Origin of the sequence: Serratia sp. JSRIV001 (genome assembly GCF_019968745.1) — a bacterium.
GTDB classification, from domain to species: Bacteria; Pseudomonadota; Gammaproteobacteria; order Enterobacterales; family Enterobacteriaceae; genus Chania; species Chania fonticola_B.
The window spans coordinates 704,145-723,869 of the sequence record NZ_CP074147.1 but is presented as its reverse complement, the minus strand read 5'-3'; the positions used below and the strand labels follow the sequence as shown (position 1 = coordinate 723,869).

The window sequence follows — 19,725 nt, the reverse complement described above, 5'->3', positions numbered from 1 at the left end:
AAATAAGACAGCTAATTCGTCTGGAATTACTGCGGCTGAACGAGGGTGTATTTGCCCTGCTTCATCGCCTGACGGCGCCAAAGGATCAGCACCAATGTTGAGATCGCCGTGCCAAGCAGCGCCGCCCCCAGCCAAACGGCTGCCGACAGCAAGCCACCGAGGCCATTATCGTGCAGCAGGAACAGCGAGAAGATCCCCGCGCCCGGCGTCGACAGGCCAATCCCCATCCCACCAACGATCGCACCGGTCACCAGCGATCCCACCAGGAAGGAACCGATCACCCGCACAGGATCTTCAATTGCCATCGGGATTGCCCCTTCGGTAATGCCTGCCAGACCAAGCAACCAGGTCGATTTACCGGTTTCAATCTCGAACTGTTGGAACAGCCGTGGGGCCAGCAACGTTGAAGCGGTAACCGTAAAGGCCGAGACCATTTTGACCGCGCCAAAGATCGCATAAGGACCGAACACACCGTTGGCCATCGCACCCAGGCAGAACGCATAGGCTGCCTTGTTCACCGGGCCGCCGAGGTCGAAAGAACACATAAAACCGAGGATCGCTCCCAGCACCAACGCGTTGGTACCAGACAGGCCGTTAAGCCAGGCGGTCAGGCTGTTGTTCAACCAGGCCACCGGCTCGCCGATCACAAACAGCATCAAGCTGCCCGCTACCAGCGTGCCAATCACCGGGTAAAGATAAAACGTCAGGAAACCGTTGAAGTTGGGGCTGAGGCGCACATGGTTTTTCACCCAGCGCATCAGATAGCCGGCGATCAGGCCGCCCACAATACCGCCAAGGAAGCCGGAACCAATCATGTTTGCCGCCAACCCGGCAGCAAAACCTGGGCCAAGGGCCGGTTTATCCGCCAGCGAATATGCCGTGTAGGCCGCCAATACCGGCACCATCAAGATACCTAGCATGCCACCACCCAGCTTGCGGTACATCCACAGCCAAGAGTTCTCTTGATCGAACAAATGCTGCAGACCAAAGATTTGCGCCAGCAGTACCGAAACAGCCAACACCGTGCCACCCGCCACAATCAGCGGCACTGCAAAAGAGATCCCGCTGAGTAATGCCTGTTTGAGTTCGGTCTTCACGCTATTTTTCTGCACCGGCGCTTCGCTTTGCTGCACCCGCTCAGCACCGTTAGCGGATTGGCCCACAGCCAATGCCTGCTGCAAAATGCGTTCGGCGTGTTTGATTGGCTCGGCGACCGGCGTTTCGATACGGGGGATACCGTTGAAGCGCTCCACTTCTTTAATCGCGACTTCGGCAGCGAACACGCAGGCCGTCGCACTATTTAGCTGTTCCGCCGTCAGGCGGCCTTCGATCCCGTTGGCTCCTTGTTTCTCCACATACACGTTGATGCCGAGCTTGCGCCCCGCCTTCTCAAGATATTCCGCCGCCATATAGGTATGGGCGATACCGGCCGGGCAAGCGGTGACGCACACCACCGTAGGCCGCGAATCATCCTGCGGTTTGGGGGCAGATTCCGGCGTCCCTCCTGCCAACAGGGCCAACAACTGTTCCGGAGTGCTGGCCTGTAACACTGCCGCGCGGATATCGTCATCCACCAGTGCCGTTGTCAGGCTGGTCAGTAATTGCATATGCGTGGTACCGGCCTGCGCCTGCGGGATCGCCAGCAGGAAGATCAGGTTGACGCTTTCCGGCCCATCAATCCCTTCCCACTCCAACGGCGTGTTCAGCGTGGCAACGGCAAATGCGGCTTCCTTTACCGCATCGCTTTTACCATGGGGCACTGCCAGCCCTTCACCCAGCGCGGTAGGGCCTTGCGCTTCCCGGGCAAAGACCTCGCGGAGAAAAGCCGCTTTGTCGTGTAATTTGCCTTGCGCATCTAGTTGGTCGGCAAGCAGATGAATGGCCTGATCGCGCCCCGCAAAGGCTACTTGCAGGTTTATCAGGCTGGGGTGGGTCAGGCTGCTCAGGTCCATCTTAATCCTCACGCTGAAGCCAGGGCGGCTCCGTCAATAAACAGGCGGCGATCATACCAACACAATCCACACCAATTTGTGATCAATTTCAAATCAACGTCATTTTTGTATTAAATTTGTATTAATTCAACTTAAAAACAACTTAACGAGAAATAGCGTTATTGGTTTGTTTATCCCTGGCCTAAGGCTAGAATGCGGGCAGCAGATCCAACAACCAGCCGGGGACACTCAAGCGTGAGCAAAAAGCCTATTTATCGCCAGATTGCGGATACCCTGCGCCAACAGGTTGCGGATGGTGAACTGAAACCCGGCGACGCGTTACCGACCGAGGCTTTACTGCGCGAGGAGTACAACGTCAGCCGGGTAACGGTGCGCCAGGCGTTGAAATTGCTGACCGAAGAGCAGGTGATTGAGAGCATTCAGGGCAGTGGCTGGTACGTCAAAGAGGAAAAGGTCAATTACGATATCTATCAGCTCACCAGCTTTTATGAAAAGTTGGCGGATCGCAACGTGGAAACCCACAGCGACGTGCTGATCTTTGAAGTCGCCAAGGCCAGCCCAACCATCGCCGAAGCATTGCACCTGACTACTGAAGACAAAGTGTATTACGTCAAACGGGTGCGCTATATCAAGCAAAAACCGGTCACGCTGGAAGAGACCTGGATGCCGTTGGCGCTGTTCCCCGACCTCAGTTACGAAGTGATGCAGAAATCCAAATATCACTACATCGAACAGGTTAAAAAGCGGGTGATTGACCGCAGCGAGCAGGAGATCATCCCGGTAATGCCAAGCGAAGAGGTGGTGAAGGCGTTAGGGATCGATCCGCAGAAACCGATCCTGGAGAAGGTCTCCACCGGTTTTCTCAACGACGGCACGGTGTTTGAGTTCAGCCGCAACTTCTTTAAAAGCGAAGATTACAAGTTCACCCTGGTAGCCAAGCGAACACGCTGAGTTTTTCCCATAAAAAAGACGCCCGCAGGCGTCTTCTGAAACTGCAGACATTCCCCACCAAACTCACAAGGGGGCCCGTACGGCCCCCCTACAAACTCCACAATATTGTCAAACTGAGATTGCCGCAGGCGTCTGTGCAATTTTTCTGTACAATAAACCATCAGAACTTGATTGTCGTACTATGTACGAGTATTGTGAATGATATGGAGGCGTCGTAATGGAATACTTTGAGTTCATCGAAACCCCAGTTTTTAGCAGGCAACGCGAAACCCTATTAGACGATGATAGCTTTCGTGAACTACAAACCCACCTGTTAAAATATCACTCAGACGGCGATACTATAAGTAAAACAGGCGGTTGTAAAAAAATCCGATGGAACCGTCCAGGCATGGGGAAACAAGGTGGTGTAAGAGTTATCTATTACGTTATCACCCGCAGCGGCAAGCTTTACCTACTGATTGTTTATCCTAAAAACGCCAAAGACGACTTAACCGAATCCGAGAAAGCGATACTTAAAGCGTTAACGGATAAACTGAATTAAATGGTGCCGCACAAGGTATAGCACTTGCTTAGAGGTTGCACAGTGGACAAAGAACTTTTTAACGATCTGGTCGAAAGCATGGAACAGATGGTCGCGATTGAAAAAGGCGAAATGCAGCCTGCTCGTGTCCATCGCCATCATATCCCCAACGTGAAATCACTACGCGAAGCCAGCGGCATGAAGCAGGAAGAGTTTGCGCAGGCGGTTGGAGTTAGTCCTTCCCTAGTGCAAAGTTGGGAACAAAATCGCCGAATACCCTCCGGCTCTTCACTCAAAATCTTGCTGATGATTGAGCGCCACCCCACAATTGTTAACGATCTACTCACCATCTAAATTCCATAAAAAAAGACGCCCGCAGGCGTCTTTTTCACAGCAACAGCCTAAATCAGTTCACTTTAACCGGCATACCGGAACGAGCCTTGATGGCCGCGTCCACGACGCTCTGGTCAACGGCTGGATCCATCAGCACTTTGCCAACCGGCGCGGTAATGGTGATTGGCACTGGCTCTTTCGACTTCAGCTCTTCTTCGTTGGCAGACAGCGGGTTGTGCACTTCCAGGTAACGTGAACCGTCTGGCTCAACGGAAGCCTTCACCGGCTCGTTGATGAACTGTACGCGAGTGCCTACTGGCACGCTGTCGAACAGGTATTTGATGTCATCAGCACGCAGACGCACACAGCCATGGCTCACACGCAGGCCGATACCGAAGTTGGCGTTGGTACCATGGACCGCATACAGACGGCCAACATAGAGCGCGTACAGACCCATCGGGTTATCCGGGCCTGCCGGGAATACGGCTGGCAGGATTTCACCATCGGCAGCGTACTCTTCGCGCATTTTAGCGGTTGGCGTCCAGGTTGGGCCTGCCTTCTTACGCTGTACTGTAGTGACCCAGTCCAGCGGCGTATCTTTACCCAACTGGCCGATACCAATCGGCAGCACCACGACGGTCTTGGTGCCTTTCGGATAGTAGTACAGACGCATTTCTGCGCTGTTGATGATGATGCCTTCACGCGGGGCGTCTGGCAGGATCAACTGTTGTGGGATGGTCAGCGTGCTACCCGGCAGCGGCAGGAACGGGTCAACACCAGGGTTAGCCTCCAGCATGTTGCTCAAGCCCATCTGGTATTGAGCCGCAAAGCTCTCCAGCGGCAGTTTGCTGTCTGCAGGCACGGTGATCTGAATATTTTCCCCAACCAGACGGCTGTCTTTGGCGGGCAAAGGGTATACAACGGCGAAGGCAGCCTGGCTGAATGCAACCAGAGCGGTAAACAGGGTTAATAACGCGCGAATGCTCATTTTCATCTTCGTAGTAAAGTGGTGGCCGCACTGGCTAAAAATGGTATGTGTTCTGCCCGGCCTGGTTTGACCGGATGCGCATTATATGTGCACTTGCCGCCAAGATGGAAACATTACTCGCGCCGATACCTCACTTTTTTGTAGCCGGATATGGGGAAAAGTGTTCTTTTGGTAAATTCCTGCCTTAGCGTAGCCCATTTCCCCCTCGCCATGGTGGATCGAGATAAGATATTTACAGCCGATTGCCGCCGTTGAAACCTCTGCTGACAATGCCTGATGTCGCCTTTCAGGCTATACGCGGTGACGGATAATCCCTGCTGGAGCAGCGGCTGTTGCGAGTACCCACTTGCCCCAGCGTACAGCTCCCCTGCTGCACGTGTCCCCCTGATTTCATCGGCGGCAGCGCAATCATCTCCACCTCTGGCGTTGGCTCATTGGTCATATGCAACGGCGGCTGCAAACCCTCACCAGGCCAGTCCAGATTGCGGCGATAGGCCGCTGGCGGCACACCAAACTGCTTTTTAAAACTCCGGGTGAAGGTCTGCTGGGAATCGAACTGGTATTTATCTGCGATACAGGCAACCGTGGTGCTGGTCAGGCGCAGTTCACGCGCCGCCGCCGTCAGCCTTCTGCGCCGGACATAGCTCCCCAACATTTCACCGGTGAAGTGTTTAAACATCCGTTGCAGGTGCCATTTGGAATAGCCAGATTTGGCCGCGATGCTACCCACCGTCAAGAGCTGATCCAGGTTTTGCTCAATCCAGGCCAGAAGTTGACTGATGACATTTTCCTGGTGCATAGCCTCTCCTTTTGCGTTATCGGTCATGAGCGCGTTACCACAAAACACGCCAGTGGCGCTTACTCTATCGGCGTTGGCGCTAGACCACATTGCACAATCAAGACATAATATTGCTCAAACACGCCAATGTGATAATTGTTCTCATGAAAGCCACTTGCCAGCATCCCAGACCCGATATCGATAACGTGCCACGCGCCATCTTCGCGGTTCAGGCATCAAGCGTGCAGAAAGACTGGGAATGCACCCATCATCGTCACCGCAAGGCGCAATTGATTTACACGGTGCGCGGCATGATCCGCTGCGAAGTGGAAAATGGCCTGTGGCTGGTGCCGCCACAGTGCGCGCTATGGATGCCCAGTAACGTCAGCCACAACGCGCGGGCCACCAGCCAAAGTGAATGCTATTGCCTGTTCGTTGAGCAGGACGCCATCCCTGGTTTGCCGCAAAACTGCTGCACTCTGACAGTGTCCCCTTTGCTGCGAGAGCTGCTGCTGCAGGCCAGCCAGTTCGATATTCTCTACCCGGAAGAGGGCCCAGAAGGGCGTATTGCGCAGGTTTTGTTGGATCAACTGGCCGCCGCACCGCTGGAGAACCTGCACCTGCCGGTATCCAATGATGCACGCATCCGCCAACTGACCGAACAACTGCTGGCCAACCCCGCCGATAAATCCACTCTGGGCCAGTGGGCACAACGCATTGGCATGAGCGAGCGTTCACTCAGTCGCACGCTGCAACAGCAGATGGGCATGAGCTTTGGCCACTGGCGGCGGCAATTACATGTGATGCTGGCTCTGCAACGCTTAACCCAAGGTGAAAGCGTCCAGACCGTGGCGTTAGATCTCGGCTACGAGAGTGCCAGTGGCTTTGTCACCATGTTCCGTAAAGCAGTAGGTAAGCCCCCTGCCCGTTATCTGGCCGAAAAAGCTGCTGCAGATCAGGCTGTTGCTGGTGCGATTAGGCTGTGAGTTCGTTCTTCGACTGAACATGTTGCCTGCATCTGTTCTGGTCAATTCTCACACAACCTGCTATAACAGAGGATAGTTTGGTTAGAATGGTTAAAACGATTAGCTTTAGCTAACGGGAGAAGAGAATGCTGGCCCGAGAAATCGACATCAACAGAGATGGCCTCAGGATCAGGGAAGATGGGCTGCAGATGGTCATCAGTAAAAGGAAAATGAAGGCGCAGAAGCCTTTCTTTCAGCTGAAAGTTGATATAGACAACTCAACGTCTCTCGGCGTGGTCGAAGAGCACCTGAAAATCATGTTGCAAACTCTCCGCCAGGTTAGAGAAGCTGAAAACGATCATGGCGACATATGCCACATCGACGAAACACGTTTTGAAGCCATGTTTCATAGCCTGGAGCAACAGATCAATCCAGATGACACTGCCCGGATAATTCTTCCGCGGGATACGCAAAAGCCCGTCAACCACAGCGGACTGGTTGATATTTCCAAGGTGGAGCGCGGGCGTGAGCATATCCTGGCGGCCAGTGAATGGCTCACGGCAGAGCAGATTTCCCATCTGGCAGGCTTTGCTACCGAGAACCCCTCGGCCCAGCCAAGCAAATGGAAAAGCCATAACCGCATATTTTCATTGAAGAAAGGGGCAACACAACTCTTTCCCCGTTATGCGCTGGATGATAACTATCGCCCTCTCCCCGTTATGGCAGTGTTACTCGCCAGCTTTAAAAACCTGAAACACGGCTGGGGGCTTGCCCAGTGGTTCGCGACGTCAAACCCCCTGCTGGCTGGCCGCCGTCCCATGGAGATGTTGCAATCATATCCGGCCAATGTGATTGCGGCGGCGGAATATGAAGCGAAAAGGATCGCCGATGGAGCAGAACAAAATTAAACAGAAGGGTGAGCCCAAAAAGGAAGATTTTGGTTCACCCATTTTTCTTGGCCGCAAGATTACTGCCCCTGGCAAGACTCTGCGGGTAAGAATCGAAGTCATCCCCAAAGGCACGGTGTTACATCGCTGCCATGATGCGCAGTACCCCGGTGACAGTTTTAATCCCGGCAGAATATTGCTTCCCCATGAGTATGGAGCCCGCTTCAGCCCTATCAGGGATGCGGCCTTGGATCTGATCCCCACCATGTACCTGGCCAGCAGTTGCGAAGCCGCAATCGCGGAATCGGTTTTTCACGATGTGGTCGCCACCGGCAAAACGGAATTTTTCGACTTACGCCCATTTACCAATATGCACTACATCCAGTTGCAACTAGAGCGGGATCTTAACGTCGTCAGTTGCCGAGCACAGGACTGCATCTATATGGGCATCGATCGTGACGAATTGATCGGTAGTTCCCAGCTCGAATACTCACAAACCCGAGCCTGGTCGCAGGCTATTTATCAACAGCATCATAACGTTGACGGAATGAAGTGGTACTCAAAAAGAGATGACGATCATTTCGCCTTGGTCCTGTTTGGCGGCCAACGGGTCATGGCTAGTGAACTCTCAATAGTCGAACCCTCCAGCCGTCTTCTCAGCCATAAAACCCTTGGCCAAATTATCCAAAAGACCGCCGAGCGTCTGGGCCTGATCCTGACCGAAGAGTAGACACTGGCCGGATATTCTCCTCTCTCTGATTTCCCTAAACGTGACAGTTATCGCCCCAAGCAACAAAAGTGCTCCCCTTCCGTAAGAATAATGATTATCATTCACAAATATAGTGAGCCGCATGCGATGACATGACCGGCCAGATTTTGCTTTCGATTCAATGTTGAGCCCGATTTAGCCGCCGAGCAGCAGCCCGGTGGTGACCTGTATTTTGATGAAATGGAGCTTTTATGAACGCTATGATGACCACCAGCCGTAAGTTTGGCGGACGTGCGGTTTACCCTCTGTTACTGCTCAGCAGCCTGATGTTTTCCACCTCTGTGCTGGCACAGACAGAAACGGAACTGCTGCGTAAGCCGGTAGGTAAAGGCGCTTACGAGATGGTGTACAGCCAGGGCGAGAATGCGCTGTATCTGGCAACTTCACAGAGCCGCAAGCTGGATAAGGGCGGCATCGTCTATCGCCTCGACCCACAAACGCTGGATATCACGCAGATCATTCATAACGATATCAAACCGTTCGGTGCCGCCATCAATACCAAGACCGACACTCTCTATTTTGGTAACACCACCAGTAACTCGCTGACCGCGATCGACGGCAAAACCGGCGAAGTGAAAGGCCGCCTGGTGCTGGATGCGCGTAAACGCTCTGATACCGTCAAACCATTGGCCCCGCGTGAGCTGGTGGCAGACGCGACCACGGACACCGTCTATATCACCGGCCTGGGCGAATCCAGCGTGGTTTGGGTTGTGGATGGCAAGGATCTGACCCTGCGCACCACCATCACCGAAACCGGTAAATACGGTACCGGTCTGGCGCTGGATGCAGCGGCAAGCCGCCTGTATGTGACCAATGCCGATGGCGAGTTGGTGACTATCGATACCAAAACCAACAAGGTGCTGTCACGTAAGAAGCTGGATGAGTCTAAGGAACACTTCTTCCTGAATATCAGCCTGGATCCGGCAAACCATCGTGCGTTTATTACCGACTCCAAACAGCCACAGGTGCTGGTTGTTGATACCAATAACGGCAACATTCTGCAGAAGATCGACGTGCCGGAATCCCTGGCCGTGCTGTTTAACCCAGCGCGCAATGAAGTGTACGTCACTCATCGCAAAGAAGGCACCGTGAGCGTAATCGACGCCAAGAGCTACAAGCTGTTGGAAACCATCAAGACGCCAACGCATCCAAACAGCCTGGCACTGTCACCAGATGGTAAGACGCTGTATGTGAGCGTGAAACAGGCTTCAAGCCGTGAAAAAGAAGCGACCGATCCGGATGATGTGATCCGCATTGCGTTGAAATAACAGCGTTATTCTCCCTCACCCTAACCCTCTCCCCAAGGAGAGGGAATCGAACGTGCAACGGTTTACGCCAGCGTTTGAAAGCCACAGCGCTGGGGGGGGAAGAATAGTCTCAACCTGGCTTTTTACCCTTTGGCTCCCGCTTCTCTCCCGCTAATGTCAATCCACGTCAAGCTCCTTGACGAAGCTTATCACTTAATTACCTGAGCTTATCTTGAGCCAGCGATCACGATGTCCTACGGTATCGGTAGTTTGAATGGATAGCTAACTGACCGTAAAAAGGATCAATGATCATGGGAAAGGTCATCCAGGACGCCGTTAATCTCAGACAAAATCCACGGCCCCCTGAGGCTGCAAACATTTATTCACTGGCTCGCCACGTAGGGGCGCTGCATGTTATCGATGAAAGTAGGCAATCACCGATGTGCCTGGCATAGTAAGTGGCTCAACTAACACCATTAAGTTATGCCACAACGAGGCCCTGATGGTTGCCGTCAATCTCTGGACACGGGAACAGTTGCTGGTAGCTTTTACGCTATACAGCCAAATCCCTTTTGGTAAATTGCACGCTAAAAACCCCGACATTATCCACTATGCAGGGTTAATCGGCCGCTCACCTTCGGCATTGGCAATGAAGTTAGTGAATATCGCCAGTCTGGATCCGTTTATCGTTAACTCTGGCCGTCGTGGACTGACAGGGGCATCCAAAGCAGATGAAGCGCTATGGCGAGAAATGAACCTCGACAGCGACGCCTTTGAACGGCAGTGCCAATTGGCGATGACACAGTTGCGGCCTCCGGTCACGGCCTTACATGACAGCGTAATAGAAGACTTCAGTGGCAGAGAAAGAACCACCATCATCAATGCGCGTGTTGGCCAGCAGTTGTTCCGCAAGCGGGTGCTGGATGCGTATGAAAATCGCTGTTGCCTGACCGAACTGGAAGAACCGATGCTGCTGGTCGCCAGCCATATCCGCCCGTGGAAGCATACCGTTGAACATCGGCTCAACCCCAACAACGGATTATGTCTGTCCAACCTGCACGATAAAGCGTTCGATCGCGGGTTAATCACCTTTAATGAACACCTTGAGCTGGTACTTTCACCGCGCCTTAAACAACTGAAAAGCACCATCAGCGAAGAGAACTTTGCCAAATATGAAGGTCGCAGGCTGAGGCAACCGGTCGATTTCCCTCCGGATGCCAGCCAGTTGGCCTATCATCGGCAAAACATTTTTATCGCTAAAAACTGAAAAGCCCTGAGAATGACTCTCAGGGCGGTTGACCAAACCTACATCGACTCAGGCTGTCGCAATCTTCAGATTTGCGCACAACGCTTGCAGCCGCTCGCGTAACTGCTCATCGGGTTCAATACGTAAGCCCACCAGCAAAGCCTGTAACATTTCAGGTGACCAAGCAGTCTGTGGCCATGCTTCTAAAGCGTTCAGCGTCATATGCCGGTTACGGATCACCTCACTACGTAACCCTACCGCCAACAATGACCAGCCCATGCCGGGGAATTTTTTGAGATCCTGCAGCACAAAATCCAGCGCCTGATGCTGTCGGTAAGCCAACCCTAGCCCCATCGCCGTTCCTGGACCGGAGGCGATAGCCCCTAAATCCAGCTGCTGTTCGGCCAGCGATATCACTCTGGCAATATGCTCTGGTTGGTCGGTCTGCATTAACTGATACCAGTTGTCATCCGTTGGATCTGCTGACTGCCGTGAGTAAATGGCCTCCCACGGATCCTGCTGACGCAGCCGGCTAGCGGCAACGGCCAGATTGAAAAGATACTTGTCACTCCCCTGCAAGTCATTGTCGATAACACCTGGCCATTGCGGCTGTGCCATCACCGCATTGGTCAGTTCGACCAGCCGCCCGCACTGATCCTGAGTCCACGTGGCATTCTCTGCACCACTTTGTTCCTGTGCAAAACGTGCAATATCACCCGCCGCCAGATAATGCTGTATTTCTGCCGGAGGAGCCGCTAACAAGCATCGCAGATAACATTCGCAAGCCTGTGCGCCATCGTCATAATCATGCATATCCCGCGCCGGACCGCCATTAATTAACGCCTGCAAAATCTCCGCAGCGCCCAATAACCGCGCCGCATCAGGTTGCCGCTGCATTGCCTGGAGCAGTTGTCCATGGATAGCGCAATGCCAGGCAGTGTATTCATACATCACCGCGTTGCGATAACCTTCGCAGATCAACCAATCGCGGCTTTGTTGCGTCAAGGGGGTGGGTAAACGCTCGATCAGTTGTACTCTTCCCCAACCATCAGTCCGCTTGGCCAATGCAAGCCAGGCGCTTTCATACTCATCGGCGGGTAGCATTGATCCTAATGCCACTACCGCATAGAGTGTGAACTCGTCATGCCCTCCCAATACGTTGAGTATCTCGCGGTTTTTCTGCGTCGGGAACAGAGCCAACAGCGCCATGGCGACCTTGACCACGTTACGATCCGGGCTTTCGGTGGCCAGCCATTCCACCAAAGCTTGCAATGTGTTGGCGGGCAACTGCGGATCCTGTGCAACCTCAGGCAACAATGCATCGATATAATCTAACGGAGTTTCCTGACACAACAGATTATAGAGCTGCTCGACATTCTGCTGCTGCGGCTTATGCAACACACTTCTTAGTGTAACCATGATGGCCTCAACCGGCGATTCATCTTCGGTTGTGCCCCCATGATGACCAAAAACTCCATCAAGCGCCCCTGCCGACCAACGGATTTTGCCATCAATGGCCGGAGGCTCATCCGGCAAGGTTTGCGCTTCCGCGGGCAATGGCTCGGCCCTATGCTGCCAAGGTGCCAACCAACGATAAATTGCCGTACGGTCGGCCGCCCAAGGAGCCGGGAAAGCCGTTGGAATATCCTTGCCAAATAAACGTGTTAACCATGTTTTCATTTTTTATCCTTATCATTTCATGACCGGGGAGCCTTCCTTCTCCCCGGTTGATTACCCCATCACCGTGCGATAAAGCAGTTCATCCAGCGATTGGTCGCTGCGGGCCGGGCTGTCGGGCAAGGCTTCCTGCCGGGCATCCGCCGTCAGTTCCTGCGCGATAAACGCGTGGATCCTTTCTCTACGCGGGCCATACTCTGCCTCACCTGCGCGCCGTTTCGCCGCCAGTAATTCATGGATTTCCTCCAACAACAGCGGATCCGCCACCGTGCCAGCCAACAGTTGGTCAAAACGCATCGGTGGTACGCCCTTACCCGCTTCTATCCAGCGCACGGCCAGTAACGGACGTAGTACGTAAAAGTATTTCTTCAGCCGTACCTGCTCACCCTGCAAATAGCCACGGAAGTTTTTCCTGGCCATCGACAGATAGTGCCAACGCGCCCGCTGCGCGGAGAACCACTCCGGCACCACATCACGTAACGCCGCGACGCTCTCAGGGGCTTCCTGATACACCACCGGTGAATCCAGCCACTCGATCAGCGTCGGGTTAGCCCGTTTCAGCAAGCCAAGCGCCTTGCGCCATTCCCAGCCACAGACATCCAGCTCATGATCGATTGGCAGCTCTATCACATCCCTCTGCGCTTCTACCCGCAGATACCATTCTGGTGGATGAACATACAAAAAGCGCACGTCGTAGTCGCTGTCCGGCGAGGCAAAGCCCCAGCCGCGACTCCCAGACTCGCAGGCATAAAGCACCCGCACGTCGTAACGTTTTTCTACCTCACCCAACGCTTGCCGGACTCTTTCCCGCATGGCGCTGTCCACGCCGTTTAATTGCTGTTCCATCACGTTATCCTTTTACACACACCACCTGCCGCAGGGTATGGACGATTTCCACCAGTGAAGACTGTGCCGCCATCACCGCATCGATATCTTTATAAGCCATTGGGATCTCATCGATCACCTCGCTGTCCTTACGGCATTCCACATGTTCGGTGGCCCGGATCTGATCGGCCACGGTGAAGCGTTTTTTCGCCGCCGTACGGCTCATGGTGCGGCCAGCGCCATGGCTGCAAGAGCAGAAGCTCTCTTCGTTCCCCAATCCGCGCACGATGAAGCTTTTCGCCCCCATTGAACCGGGGATGATCCCCATCTGCCCTTTCTGCGCAGACACGGCACCTTTACGCGTCACCAACACCGGCTCACCAAAGTGCGTCTCACGTTGCACATAGTTATGGTGGCAGTTCACGGCCTCTTGCTGGGTGGTGAACGGTTTAGTCACGATACGCGACAGCGCTGCCAGCACGTGTTCCATCATCACTTCCCGGTTATGACGAGCAAAATCCTGCGCCCAACCCACGGCTTCCATATAGTCATCAAAATGCTGGCTGCCTTCCTCGAAATAGGCCAGATTACGATCCGGCAGGTTAGCGATATGCTGTTGCATATCCTGCTGCGCCAACGCAATAAACAATGAGCCGATGGCATTCCCCACGCCACGGGAACCGCTATGCAGCATCACCCACACCTGCTGCGTTTCATCCAGGCAAACCTCGATAAAGTGGTTACCCGTTCCCAACGTTCCCAAATGCTGATAGTTGTTGGTTTTCAGCAACTGCGGATATTTGTCGGTCAAACGCTTGAAGCGCGGCAGCAACGTGGCCCAATGCTGATCGACCGTTTGCGGTGGAGTTTCCCAGGCCCCTTTATCTCTTCTGGAACGGGTCGAGGTGCGGCCATGCGGTACCGCCTGTTCGATGGCGCTACGCAGCCCGGCCAGGCTATCCGGCAGGTCGGACGCCACCAGCGAAGTACGCACCGCAATCATGCCGCAACCAATATCCACGCCAACGGCCGCCGGAATAATTGCGCCACGGGTAGGGATCACGCTACCAATGGTGGAGCCTTTACCCAAATGCACATCCGGCATCACCGCCAGATGTTTAAAAATAAACGGCATTTTGGCCGTATTCAGCAACTGCTCACGCGCTTCTGGCTCTACGGGCACGCCCTGTGTCCACATTTTGATCGGTGCGCTGTTAACCGGTGCCATCAACTCATAATTATTCTTCATTCTTTAGTCATCCTTTTTCTTTTGACGTAGTGGATATAGCGAAAGGCGTGCCAACTCGGTCAAAAACACTCATTAAAATCACAACATATTGATATTTAACCAATAAATAATTAATCAAAGATAACTGGCGATAATGCCAACAAGTCGTTATTTTATCTTGCAGGATAGTAATTTATCGCAAGGGATAATATGAAGCGCAGAGTTGTGATCGGCGTGCTGGGCACCACGCTGGATAAACGTGGCAAACGGGAAAACCGCTGGAACAAGTGGCGGCCAACGGTGGGGCTGTGCCAGCAGCCAGACTTGCCGATCGATCGCCTGGAGCTGCTACATCAGCCACGCGATAAAGGTATGGCGCAGCAGGTGGCGGAAGATATCGTGGCAGTTTCGCCAGCCACTCAGGTGGTATTACAGGAAGTAGCACTCAAAGATCCCTGGGATTTGGAAGAGGTGTACAGCGCCTTTCTGGATTTCGCCAGCCGCTATCCGTTTGATACCGAGAACGAAGACTATCTGGTGCATATCACTACCGGCACCCACGTGGTTCAGATCTGCTGGTTCCTGCTGACCGAGGCACGCTACCTGCCTGCTCAACTGCTGCAAACCGCTCCCGGTGAAAAAGCCGATCGCCCGTCCCCGCAAGGGATCTACTCGGTAATCGATCTGGATCTCAGCCGCTATACCGCCCTCACCAGTCGATTCCTGCATGAGCAACAGCGCTCGGTGTCGTTCCTCAAAGCCGGTATTGAAACGCGCAACGCTACCTTTAACACGCTGATCGACCAGATTGAACGCGTGGCCCTGCGCTCCAATGCGCCCATGTTGCTCACCGGCCCCACCGGAGCCGGGAAGTCCTTTTTGGCCGAGCGTATCTACCAACTGCGGCACTCGCGCCATCTGGTGAAAGGCCGTTTTGTCGCGGTGAACTGTGCCACCCTGCGCGGCGATAACGCCATGTCGACCCTGTTCGGCCATGTGAAAGGGGCGTTCACCGGTGCGTTGCAGGCACGGGCTGGTCTACTGCGTGAAGCCGACGGCGGTGTGCTGTTCCTTGATGAGATCGCCGAGTTGGGATTAGACGAACAGGCGATGTTATTGAAAGCCATCGAGGAAAAAACCTTCTTCCCGTTTGGTGCCGATAAAGAAGCCAGCAGCGACTTTCAACTGATTGCCGGTACTCACCGCGATATGCGCGACTGGATAGCCCAAGGCCGTTTCCGTGAGGATTTATATGCCCGTATCAATATGTGGACCTTCCCACTGCCGGGCCTGGCTGAGCGCCGCGAAGATATCGAGCCGAACATCGATTACGAGTTACAGCGCTTTGCCCGCAGCAACCAGACGCAGGTCCGTTTCGATAAAGACGCCAGACAGCGTTACCTGGCTTTTGCCCGTTCCCCGCAGGCAGCTTGGCGCGGAAACTTCCGCGAACTGGGATCTTCCATCGCCCGCATGGCCACGTTGGCGGAGCAGGGGCGTATCAACCAGCCGTTAGTCGATGAGGAAATCGCCCGGCTAAAATCCCATTGGCAGGGATATAGCACTGCGCAATTACCTGTCGAGCTGGCCGATATCGATTTATTTGAGCAAAGCCAGTTGGAGACAGTGCTTAAAGTGTGCCGAACCTCCCCGTCACTTTCCGAAGCAGGTAGACAGCTGTTTGCCGTCTCGCGCCAGCAGAAAAAGCAGCCCAACGATGCCGACCGGTTGCGTAAGTACCTGGCGCGCTTTGGATTAAGCTGGGACGAGCTGCGAAATAGCGGTTGAAAGAGTGCCGCATGCAGCGCCTGTTTAACTATTTCAGCCCCAGATACGCCTTTGCCACCGCCATATCATTGAAGGTGATATCAACCGCAATAGGCGGTTGCCCTTTGCGATAGAGGAAAGCTCCCCAACCGCCCTCATCTTCCGAGTCCGGCTGTGGTTTTTGGCTATCGAAGATCATCCGTTGGTCTTTACCCAACGTAAAGATCAGATAGCGTTTGTCGGTGCTCACCACCTTCACATGTAGCGCTTCAAAACTTTGGGTGATCTCGCTGGCATAATAAGACCAGTCGTCCATGGCGGTAGAGTAATCCATCGCCTGTTCCGAGTTTTCATCGGCAAACGTTTTAAGCTCAGGCTGGATCAGCACCAGCTCCGTTTGCTGCATTGCAAACGCATCCTGTGCGAGCGTTGGGTCATAGGGGCTATAAAGCGTAACCGGGGCAGCAAATGCCATGGCGCTACTTACCGCCAGCACCAGGGCCGAAAGGATACCGAAATTCCGTTTTCTCACGTTCACTCCTCAATGTTCCATCAACCCTCATCGAAACAGAGAGATTATCCCAATATTTGATAGTCGCCCAGTTTTGCCTATAGTAGCAGTCGTACATCGCGATTAAATTGGAATTTTCATGACCCAGCAGCATGTCGTTTTACTTGATGAACAAGGTCAACCCACCGGCGTGATGGAAAAATATGCGGCCCACCAGCGACAAACGCCCCTGCATCTGGCTTTCTCCTCCTGGATCTTCAACCCGCAGGGCGAGTTGCTGATCACCCGCCGAGCGCTGAGCAAAAAAGCCTGGCCCGGCGTTTGGACTAACTCGGTCTGTGGCCATCCGCAGTGGCAGGAGAGCACCGAACACGCCATCGAGCAACGCTGTTTGTATGAAGTGGGCCTGAGCGTGGAACAGATCACCGCCATCGACCCCGATTTCCGCTACTGCGAGACAGACGCCTCCGGCATTATGGAAAACGAAATCTGCCCGGTTTACGCGGCATTGGCTAAGGATGCTGTTGCAGCCAGAGCAGATGAAGTGATGGACTTCCACTGGGTTGATTTACGCGCTTTGCTCTCTGCGGTAACGGTAACCCCCTGGGCCTTCAGCCCTTGGATGGGTCAGCAGTTGGCGAATGCCAAAACGGAGCAAAACCTGATCGCCTTCGCCACTCACACTTCTGCCTAAACCACTCACCCCGCCATTCCAACCGTTCGCCAGCGTATAAAACCGCTGGCTGAAATTCAGATGTCTTTCCCTATCCAGCCTGGCAATGATGAGCTGTTCCTAAACCTGACTCTAACCAGGGGAAGACGCTACAGCTAAATGTCCGACATCTAAGAATCGGATTTATCACTCAATTTTTGCAGATAGGATAAGGATACCTCATGAAACGCGAGGGGATTTTAAAACACCTCCCATGGATGCTGCTGGGGATACTCGGGGCTTCCTGCCTGGGTGTCATCGCATTGCGCCGTGGCGAAAGCATTAGTGCACTGTGGATCATCGTTGCTTCGGTAGCGGTCTACCTGGTGGCTTATCGCTACTACAGTCTCTACATCGCCACCAAGGTGATGCAGTTGGACGCCACCCGCGCTACACCGGCGGTGGTGAACAATGACGGTCTTAACTACGTCCCGACTAATAAAAACGTGCTGTTCGGCCACCACTTTGCGGCGATCGCCGGTGCGGGCCCGCTGGTTGGCCCAGTGCTGGCGGCACAGGTCGGTTATCTGCCCGGTACGCTGTGGCTGCTAGGCGGCGTGGTGTTGGCAGGGGCGGTACAGGACTTTATGGTGCTGTTTATCTCCTCACGCCGTAACGGCGCCTCATTGGGCGAGATCATCAAAAAGGAAATGGGTCCAATCCCTGGCACCATCGCGCTGTTTGGCTGCTTCCTGATCATGATCATCATCCTGGCGGTGCTGGCGCTGATCGTGGTGAAAGCCTTGGCCGAAAGCCCATGGGGCGTGTTCACCGTCTGCTCCACCGTGCCAATCGCGCTGTTTATGGGCGTGTATATGCGCTTCCTGCGCCCTGGCAAGGTGGGTGAAGTGTCGATCATCGGTATCGTGCTGTTGATCGCCTCCATCTGGTTCGGCGGAGTGATTGCCCACGACCCATACTGGGGCCCGGCGCTGACCTTTAAAGACACCACCATCACCTATACGCTGATTGGTTATGCCTTCGTTTCTGCCCTGCTGCCGGTATGGCTGATCCTGGCTCCTCGTGACTATCTGGCCACCTTCCTGAAAATCGGCGTGATCGTCGGGCTGGCGATCGGTATCGTGATCCTCAACCCAGAGCTGAAAATGCCTGCGGTTACGCAGTTTGTTGACGGTACCGGTCCGGTCTGGAAAGGCACCCTGTTCCCGTTCCTGTTTATTACCATTGCCTGTGGTGCCGTTTCTGGCTTCCACGCGCTGATCGCTTCAGGTACCACACCGAAACTGCTGGCCAATGAAATGGACTCTCGCTTTATCGGTTATGGTGCCATGCTGATGGAATCCTTCGTTGCCATCATGGCGCTGGTTGCGGCTTCTATCATCGAGCCTGGCCTGTATTTCGCCATGAACACCCCACCGGCGGCTCTGGGCATCACCATGCCAGACCTGCACCGTCTGGGTACCGAAGATGCGCCGATGATCATGGCCTCACTGCGTGATGTTTCCGCGCATGCTGCCGCAACCGTCAGCTCCTGGGGCTTTGTGATTACCCCAGAGCAGATCCTGCAAACGGCCAAAGACATCGGCGAACCTTCGGTACTGAACCGTGCCGGTGGCGCGCCAACTCTGGCAGTCGGTATCGCTCATGTGTTCCACCAGGTCATCCCTGGCGCGGACATGGGCTTCTGGTATCACTTCGGTATTCTGTTCGAAGCGCTGTTCATCCTGACCGCTCTGGATGCGGGTACCCGTTCTGGTCGCTTTATGCTGCAAGACCTGTTGGGTAACTTCGTGCCATTCCTGAAGAAAACCGATTCGCTGGTGGCCGGTATTGCCGGTACCGCGGGCTGCGTTGGCCTGTGGGGTTACCTGCTGTATCAAGGCGTGGTCGATCCATTGGGCGGCGTCAAGAGCCTGTGGCCGCTGTTCGGTATCTCCAACCAGATGTTGGCTGCCGTAGCGCTGGTCCTGGCCACCGTGGTATTGATCAAGATGAAGCGCACCAAGTACATCTGGGTAACCGTGATCCCAGCCGTTTGGCTGCTGATCTGTACCACCTACGCGATTTGCCTGAAGCTGTTCAGCGACAATCCGCAGTTGGAAGGTTTCTTCTACCAGGCCAGCCTGTACAGAGACAAAATAGCCGAAGGCGGTGCTGAACTGACCGCACAGCAGGTTGCCAACATGAACCATATCGTGGTGAACAACTACACCAACGCCGGTTTGAGCATCCTGTTCCTGTTGGTGGTGTACAGCATCATCTTCTTCGGTATTAAAACCGCCATGGCGGCGCACAAAAACCCGAAACGTACCGATCAGGAAACGCCATACGTGCCGGTTCCTGAGGGTGGCGTCAAAGTTTCGTCGCACCACTGATGGTGATTTGATGGATACCCTGCATAATGATAA

Annotated in this window: 17 protein-coding genes and 1 pseudogene; 11 read left to right on the top strand and 7 right to left on the bottom strand. The window is 54.1% G+C overall.

The features are described 5' to 3' along the window. Window positions 1–26: 26 nt before the first annotated feature. Window positions 27–1,952, bottom strand: coding sequence for a PTS 2-O-a-mannosyl-D-glycerate transporter subunit IIABC (gene mngA / locus KGP17_RS03205; RefSeq protein ID WP_179253644.1), 1,926 nt, complete (start codon window positions 1,950–1,952; stop codon window positions 27–29). 234 nt (window positions 1,953–2,186) lie between these two features. Here mngA and KGP17_RS03200 point away from each other — a divergent pair, with 234 nt between their 5' ends. The 3 genes from KGP17_RS03200 to nadS all read left to right on the top strand — a co-directional run bounded on the left by KGP17_RS03200 (window position 2,187) and on the right by nadS (window position 3,777). Next, entirely contained in the window at window positions 2,187–2,903 is a 717-nt protein-coding gene (locus KGP17_RS03200; RefSeq protein ID WP_021807990.1) for a GntR family transcriptional regulator, read from the top strand. 217 nt (window positions 2,904–3,120) lie between these two features. Further along, entirely contained in the window at window positions 3,121–3,444 is a 324-nt protein-coding gene (locus tag KGP17_RS03195; protein ID WP_039995466.1) for a type II toxin-antitoxin system RelE/ParE family toxin, read from the top strand. Window positions 3,445–3,486: 42 nt separating this feature from the next. Next, window positions 3,487–3,777, top strand: a complete 291-nt coding sequence (gene nadS / locus KGP17_RS03190; RefSeq protein WP_071682469.1) for a NadS family protein — start codon at window positions 3,487–3,489, stop codon at window positions 3,775–3,777. Window positions 3,778–3,829: 52 nt separating this feature from the next. Here nadS and KGP17_RS03185 read toward each other — a convergent pair whose 3' ends face one another. Both KGP17_RS03185 and KGP17_RS03180 read right to left on the bottom strand, forming a co-directional pair. Further along, window positions 3,830–4,750: a L,D-transpeptidase family protein gene (locus KGP17_RS03185; protein WP_021179171.1), complete on the bottom strand. Its 921-nt coding sequence runs from the start codon at window positions 4,748–4,750 to the stop codon at window positions 3,830–3,832. A 435-nt stretch (window positions 4,751–5,185) separates the two neighbouring features. After that, a pseudogene (locus KGP17_RS03180) lies at window positions 5,186–5,543 on the bottom strand (helix-turn-helix domain-containing protein); the annotation flags it as partial. A gap of 143 nt (window positions 5,544–5,686) precedes the next feature. On the opposite strand from KGP17_RS03180, the gene KGP17_RS03175 reads away from it, so the two are divergent. The 5 genes from KGP17_RS03175 (at window position 5,687) to KGP17_RS03155 (ending at window position 10,657) form a co-directional block, all read left to right on the top strand. After that, a complete protein-coding gene (locus KGP17_RS03175; RefSeq protein WP_021807988.1) occupies window positions 5,687–6,508 on the top strand; it encodes a helix-turn-helix domain-containing protein in 822 nt (273 codons plus the stop codon). Between the two features lie 125 nt (window positions 6,509–6,633). After that, complete coding sequence (locus tag KGP17_RS03170) at window positions 6,634–7,395, top strand: hypothetical protein (RefSeq protein ID WP_223498856.1); 762 nt, start codon at window positions 6,634–6,636, stop codon at window positions 7,393–7,395. After that, a complete protein-coding gene (locus tag KGP17_RS03165; protein WP_223498855.1) occupies window positions 7,376–8,104 on the top strand; it encodes an RES family NAD+ phosphorylase in 729 nt (242 codons plus the stop codon). Before KGP17_RS03170 ends, KGP17_RS03165 begins: the two co-directional genes overlap by 20 nt. A 305-nt stretch (window positions 8,105–8,409) precedes the next feature. Beyond that, window positions 8,410–9,411: a PQQ-binding-like beta-propeller repeat protein gene (locus KGP17_RS03160; protein WP_371822171.1), complete on the top strand. Its 1,002-nt coding sequence runs from the start codon at window positions 8,410–8,412 to the stop codon at window positions 9,409–9,411. A gap of 481 nt (window positions 9,412–9,892) precedes the next feature. Then, window positions 9,893–10,657, top strand: a complete 765-nt coding sequence (locus tag KGP17_RS03155; protein WP_115158994.1) for an HNH endonuclease — start codon at window positions 9,893–9,895, stop codon at window positions 10,655–10,657. A 48-nt stretch (window positions 10,658–10,705) separates the two neighbouring features. Here the strand turns inward: KGP17_RS03155 and KGP17_RS03150 are convergent, their stop codons facing one another. From KGP17_RS03150 to KGP17_RS03140, 3 genes are read right to left on the bottom strand one after another with little or no spacing between them, the layout of a single operon-like run. Then, window positions 10,706–12,316 carry a hypothetical protein gene (locus tag KGP17_RS03150; protein WP_223498854.1) on the bottom strand — a complete coding sequence of 537 codons (1,611 nt, stop codon included), beginning with the start codon at window positions 12,314–12,316 and terminating at the stop codon, window positions 10,706–10,708. 51 nt (window positions 12,317–12,367) lie between these two features. Then, window positions 12,368–13,159 carry a nucleotidyltransferase domain-containing protein gene (locus KGP17_RS03145; RefSeq protein WP_094982194.1) on the bottom strand — a complete coding sequence of 264 codons (792 nt, stop codon included), beginning with the start codon at window positions 13,157–13,159 and terminating at the stop codon, window positions 12,368–12,370. A gap of 4 nt (window positions 13,160–13,163) precedes the next feature. Next, window positions 13,164–14,387 (bottom strand): RtcB family protein, encoded by a 1,224-nt coding sequence (locus tag KGP17_RS03140; RefSeq protein WP_179248431.1) that lies wholly within the window; start codon window positions 14,385–14,387, stop codon window positions 13,164–13,166. A 189-nt stretch (window positions 14,388–14,576) separates the two neighbouring features. Between KGP17_RS03140 and rtcR the strand changes: the two genes are divergently transcribed. Next, window positions 14,577–16,154 carry an RNA repair transcriptional activator RtcR gene (gene rtcR, locus KGP17_RS03135; protein WP_223498853.1) on the top strand — a complete coding sequence of 526 codons (1,578 nt, stop codon included), beginning with the start codon at window positions 14,577–14,579 and terminating at the stop codon, window positions 16,152–16,154. 28 nt (window positions 16,155–16,182) lie between these two features. On the opposite strand, the gene KGP17_RS03130 is transcribed toward rtcR, so the two are convergent. After that, window positions 16,183–16,665 carry a hypothetical protein gene (locus KGP17_RS03130; protein WP_037376596.1) on the bottom strand — a complete coding sequence of 161 codons (483 nt, stop codon included), beginning with the start codon at window positions 16,663–16,665 and terminating at the stop codon, window positions 16,183–16,185. 118 nt (window positions 16,666–16,783) lie between these two features. Between KGP17_RS03130 and idi the strand changes: the two genes are divergently transcribed. Next, window positions 16,784–17,338 (top strand): isopentenyl-diphosphate Delta-isomerase, encoded by a 555-nt coding sequence (gene idi / locus KGP17_RS03125; RefSeq protein ID WP_223498852.1) that lies wholly within the window; start codon window positions 16,784–16,786, stop codon window positions 17,336–17,338. A gap of 200 nt (window positions 17,339–17,538) precedes the next feature. Next, window positions 17,539–19,692, top strand: a complete 2,154-nt coding sequence (locus KGP17_RS03120; RefSeq protein ID WP_223498851.1) for a carbon starvation CstA family protein — start codon at window positions 17,539–17,541, stop codon at window positions 19,690–19,692. Window positions 19,693–19,725 lie beyond the last annotated feature (33 nt).

Excerpts from the sequence above, each read along its gene's own strand:
- mngA (WP_179253644.1), bottom strand. The coding sequence starts at position 1,952 with ATGGACCTGAGCAGCCTGACCCACCCCAGCCTGATAAACCTGCAAGTA.
- KGP17_RS03195 (WP_039995466.1), top strand. The coding sequence starts at position 3,121 with ATGGAATACTTTGAGTTCATCGAAACCCCAGTTTTTAGCAGGCAACGC.
- KGP17_RS03185 (WP_021179171.1), bottom strand. The coding sequence starts at position 4,750 with ATGAAAATGAGCATTCGCGCGTTATTAACCCTGTTTACCGCTCTGGTT.
- KGP17_RS03175 (WP_021807988.1), top strand. The coding sequence starts at position 5,687 with ATGAAAGCCACTTGCCAGCATCCCAGACCCGATATCGATAACGTGCCA.
- KGP17_RS03170 (WP_223498856.1), top strand. The coding sequence starts at position 6,634 with ATGCTGGCCCGAGAAATCGACATCAACAGAGATGGCCTCAGGATCAGG.
- KGP17_RS03165 (WP_223498855.1), top strand. The coding sequence starts at position 7,376 with ATGGAGCAGAACAAAATTAAACAGAAGGGTGAGCCCAAAAAGGAAGAT.
- KGP17_RS03160 (WP_371822171.1), top strand. The coding sequence starts at position 8,410 with ATGTTTTCCACCTCTGTGCTGGCACAGACAGAAACGGAACTGCTGCGT.
- KGP17_RS03155 (WP_115158994.1), top strand. The coding sequence starts at position 9,893 with ATGGTTGCCGTCAATCTCTGGACACGGGAACAGTTGCTGGTAGCTTTT.
- KGP17_RS03150 (WP_223498854.1), bottom strand. The coding sequence starts at position 12,316 with ATGAAAACATGGTTAACACGTTTATTTGGCAAGGATATTCCAACGGCT.
- KGP17_RS03145 (WP_094982194.1), bottom strand. The coding sequence starts at position 13,159 with ATGGAACAGCAATTAAACGGCGTGGACAGCGCCATGCGGGAAAGAGTC.
- KGP17_RS03140 (WP_179248431.1), bottom strand. The coding sequence starts at position 14,387 with ATGAAGAATAATTATGAGTTGATGGCACCGGTTAACAGCGCACCGATC.
- rtcR (WP_223498853.1), top strand. The coding sequence starts at position 14,577 with ATGAAGCGCAGAGTTGTGATCGGCGTGCTGGGCACCACGCTGGATAAA.
- idi (WP_223498852.1), top strand. The coding sequence starts at position 16,784 with ATGACCCAGCAGCATGTCGTTTTACTTGATGAACAAGGTCAACCCACC.
- KGP17_RS03120 (WP_223498851.1), top strand. The coding sequence starts at position 17,539 with ATGAAACGCGAGGGGATTTTAAAACACCTCCCATGGATGCTGCTGGGG.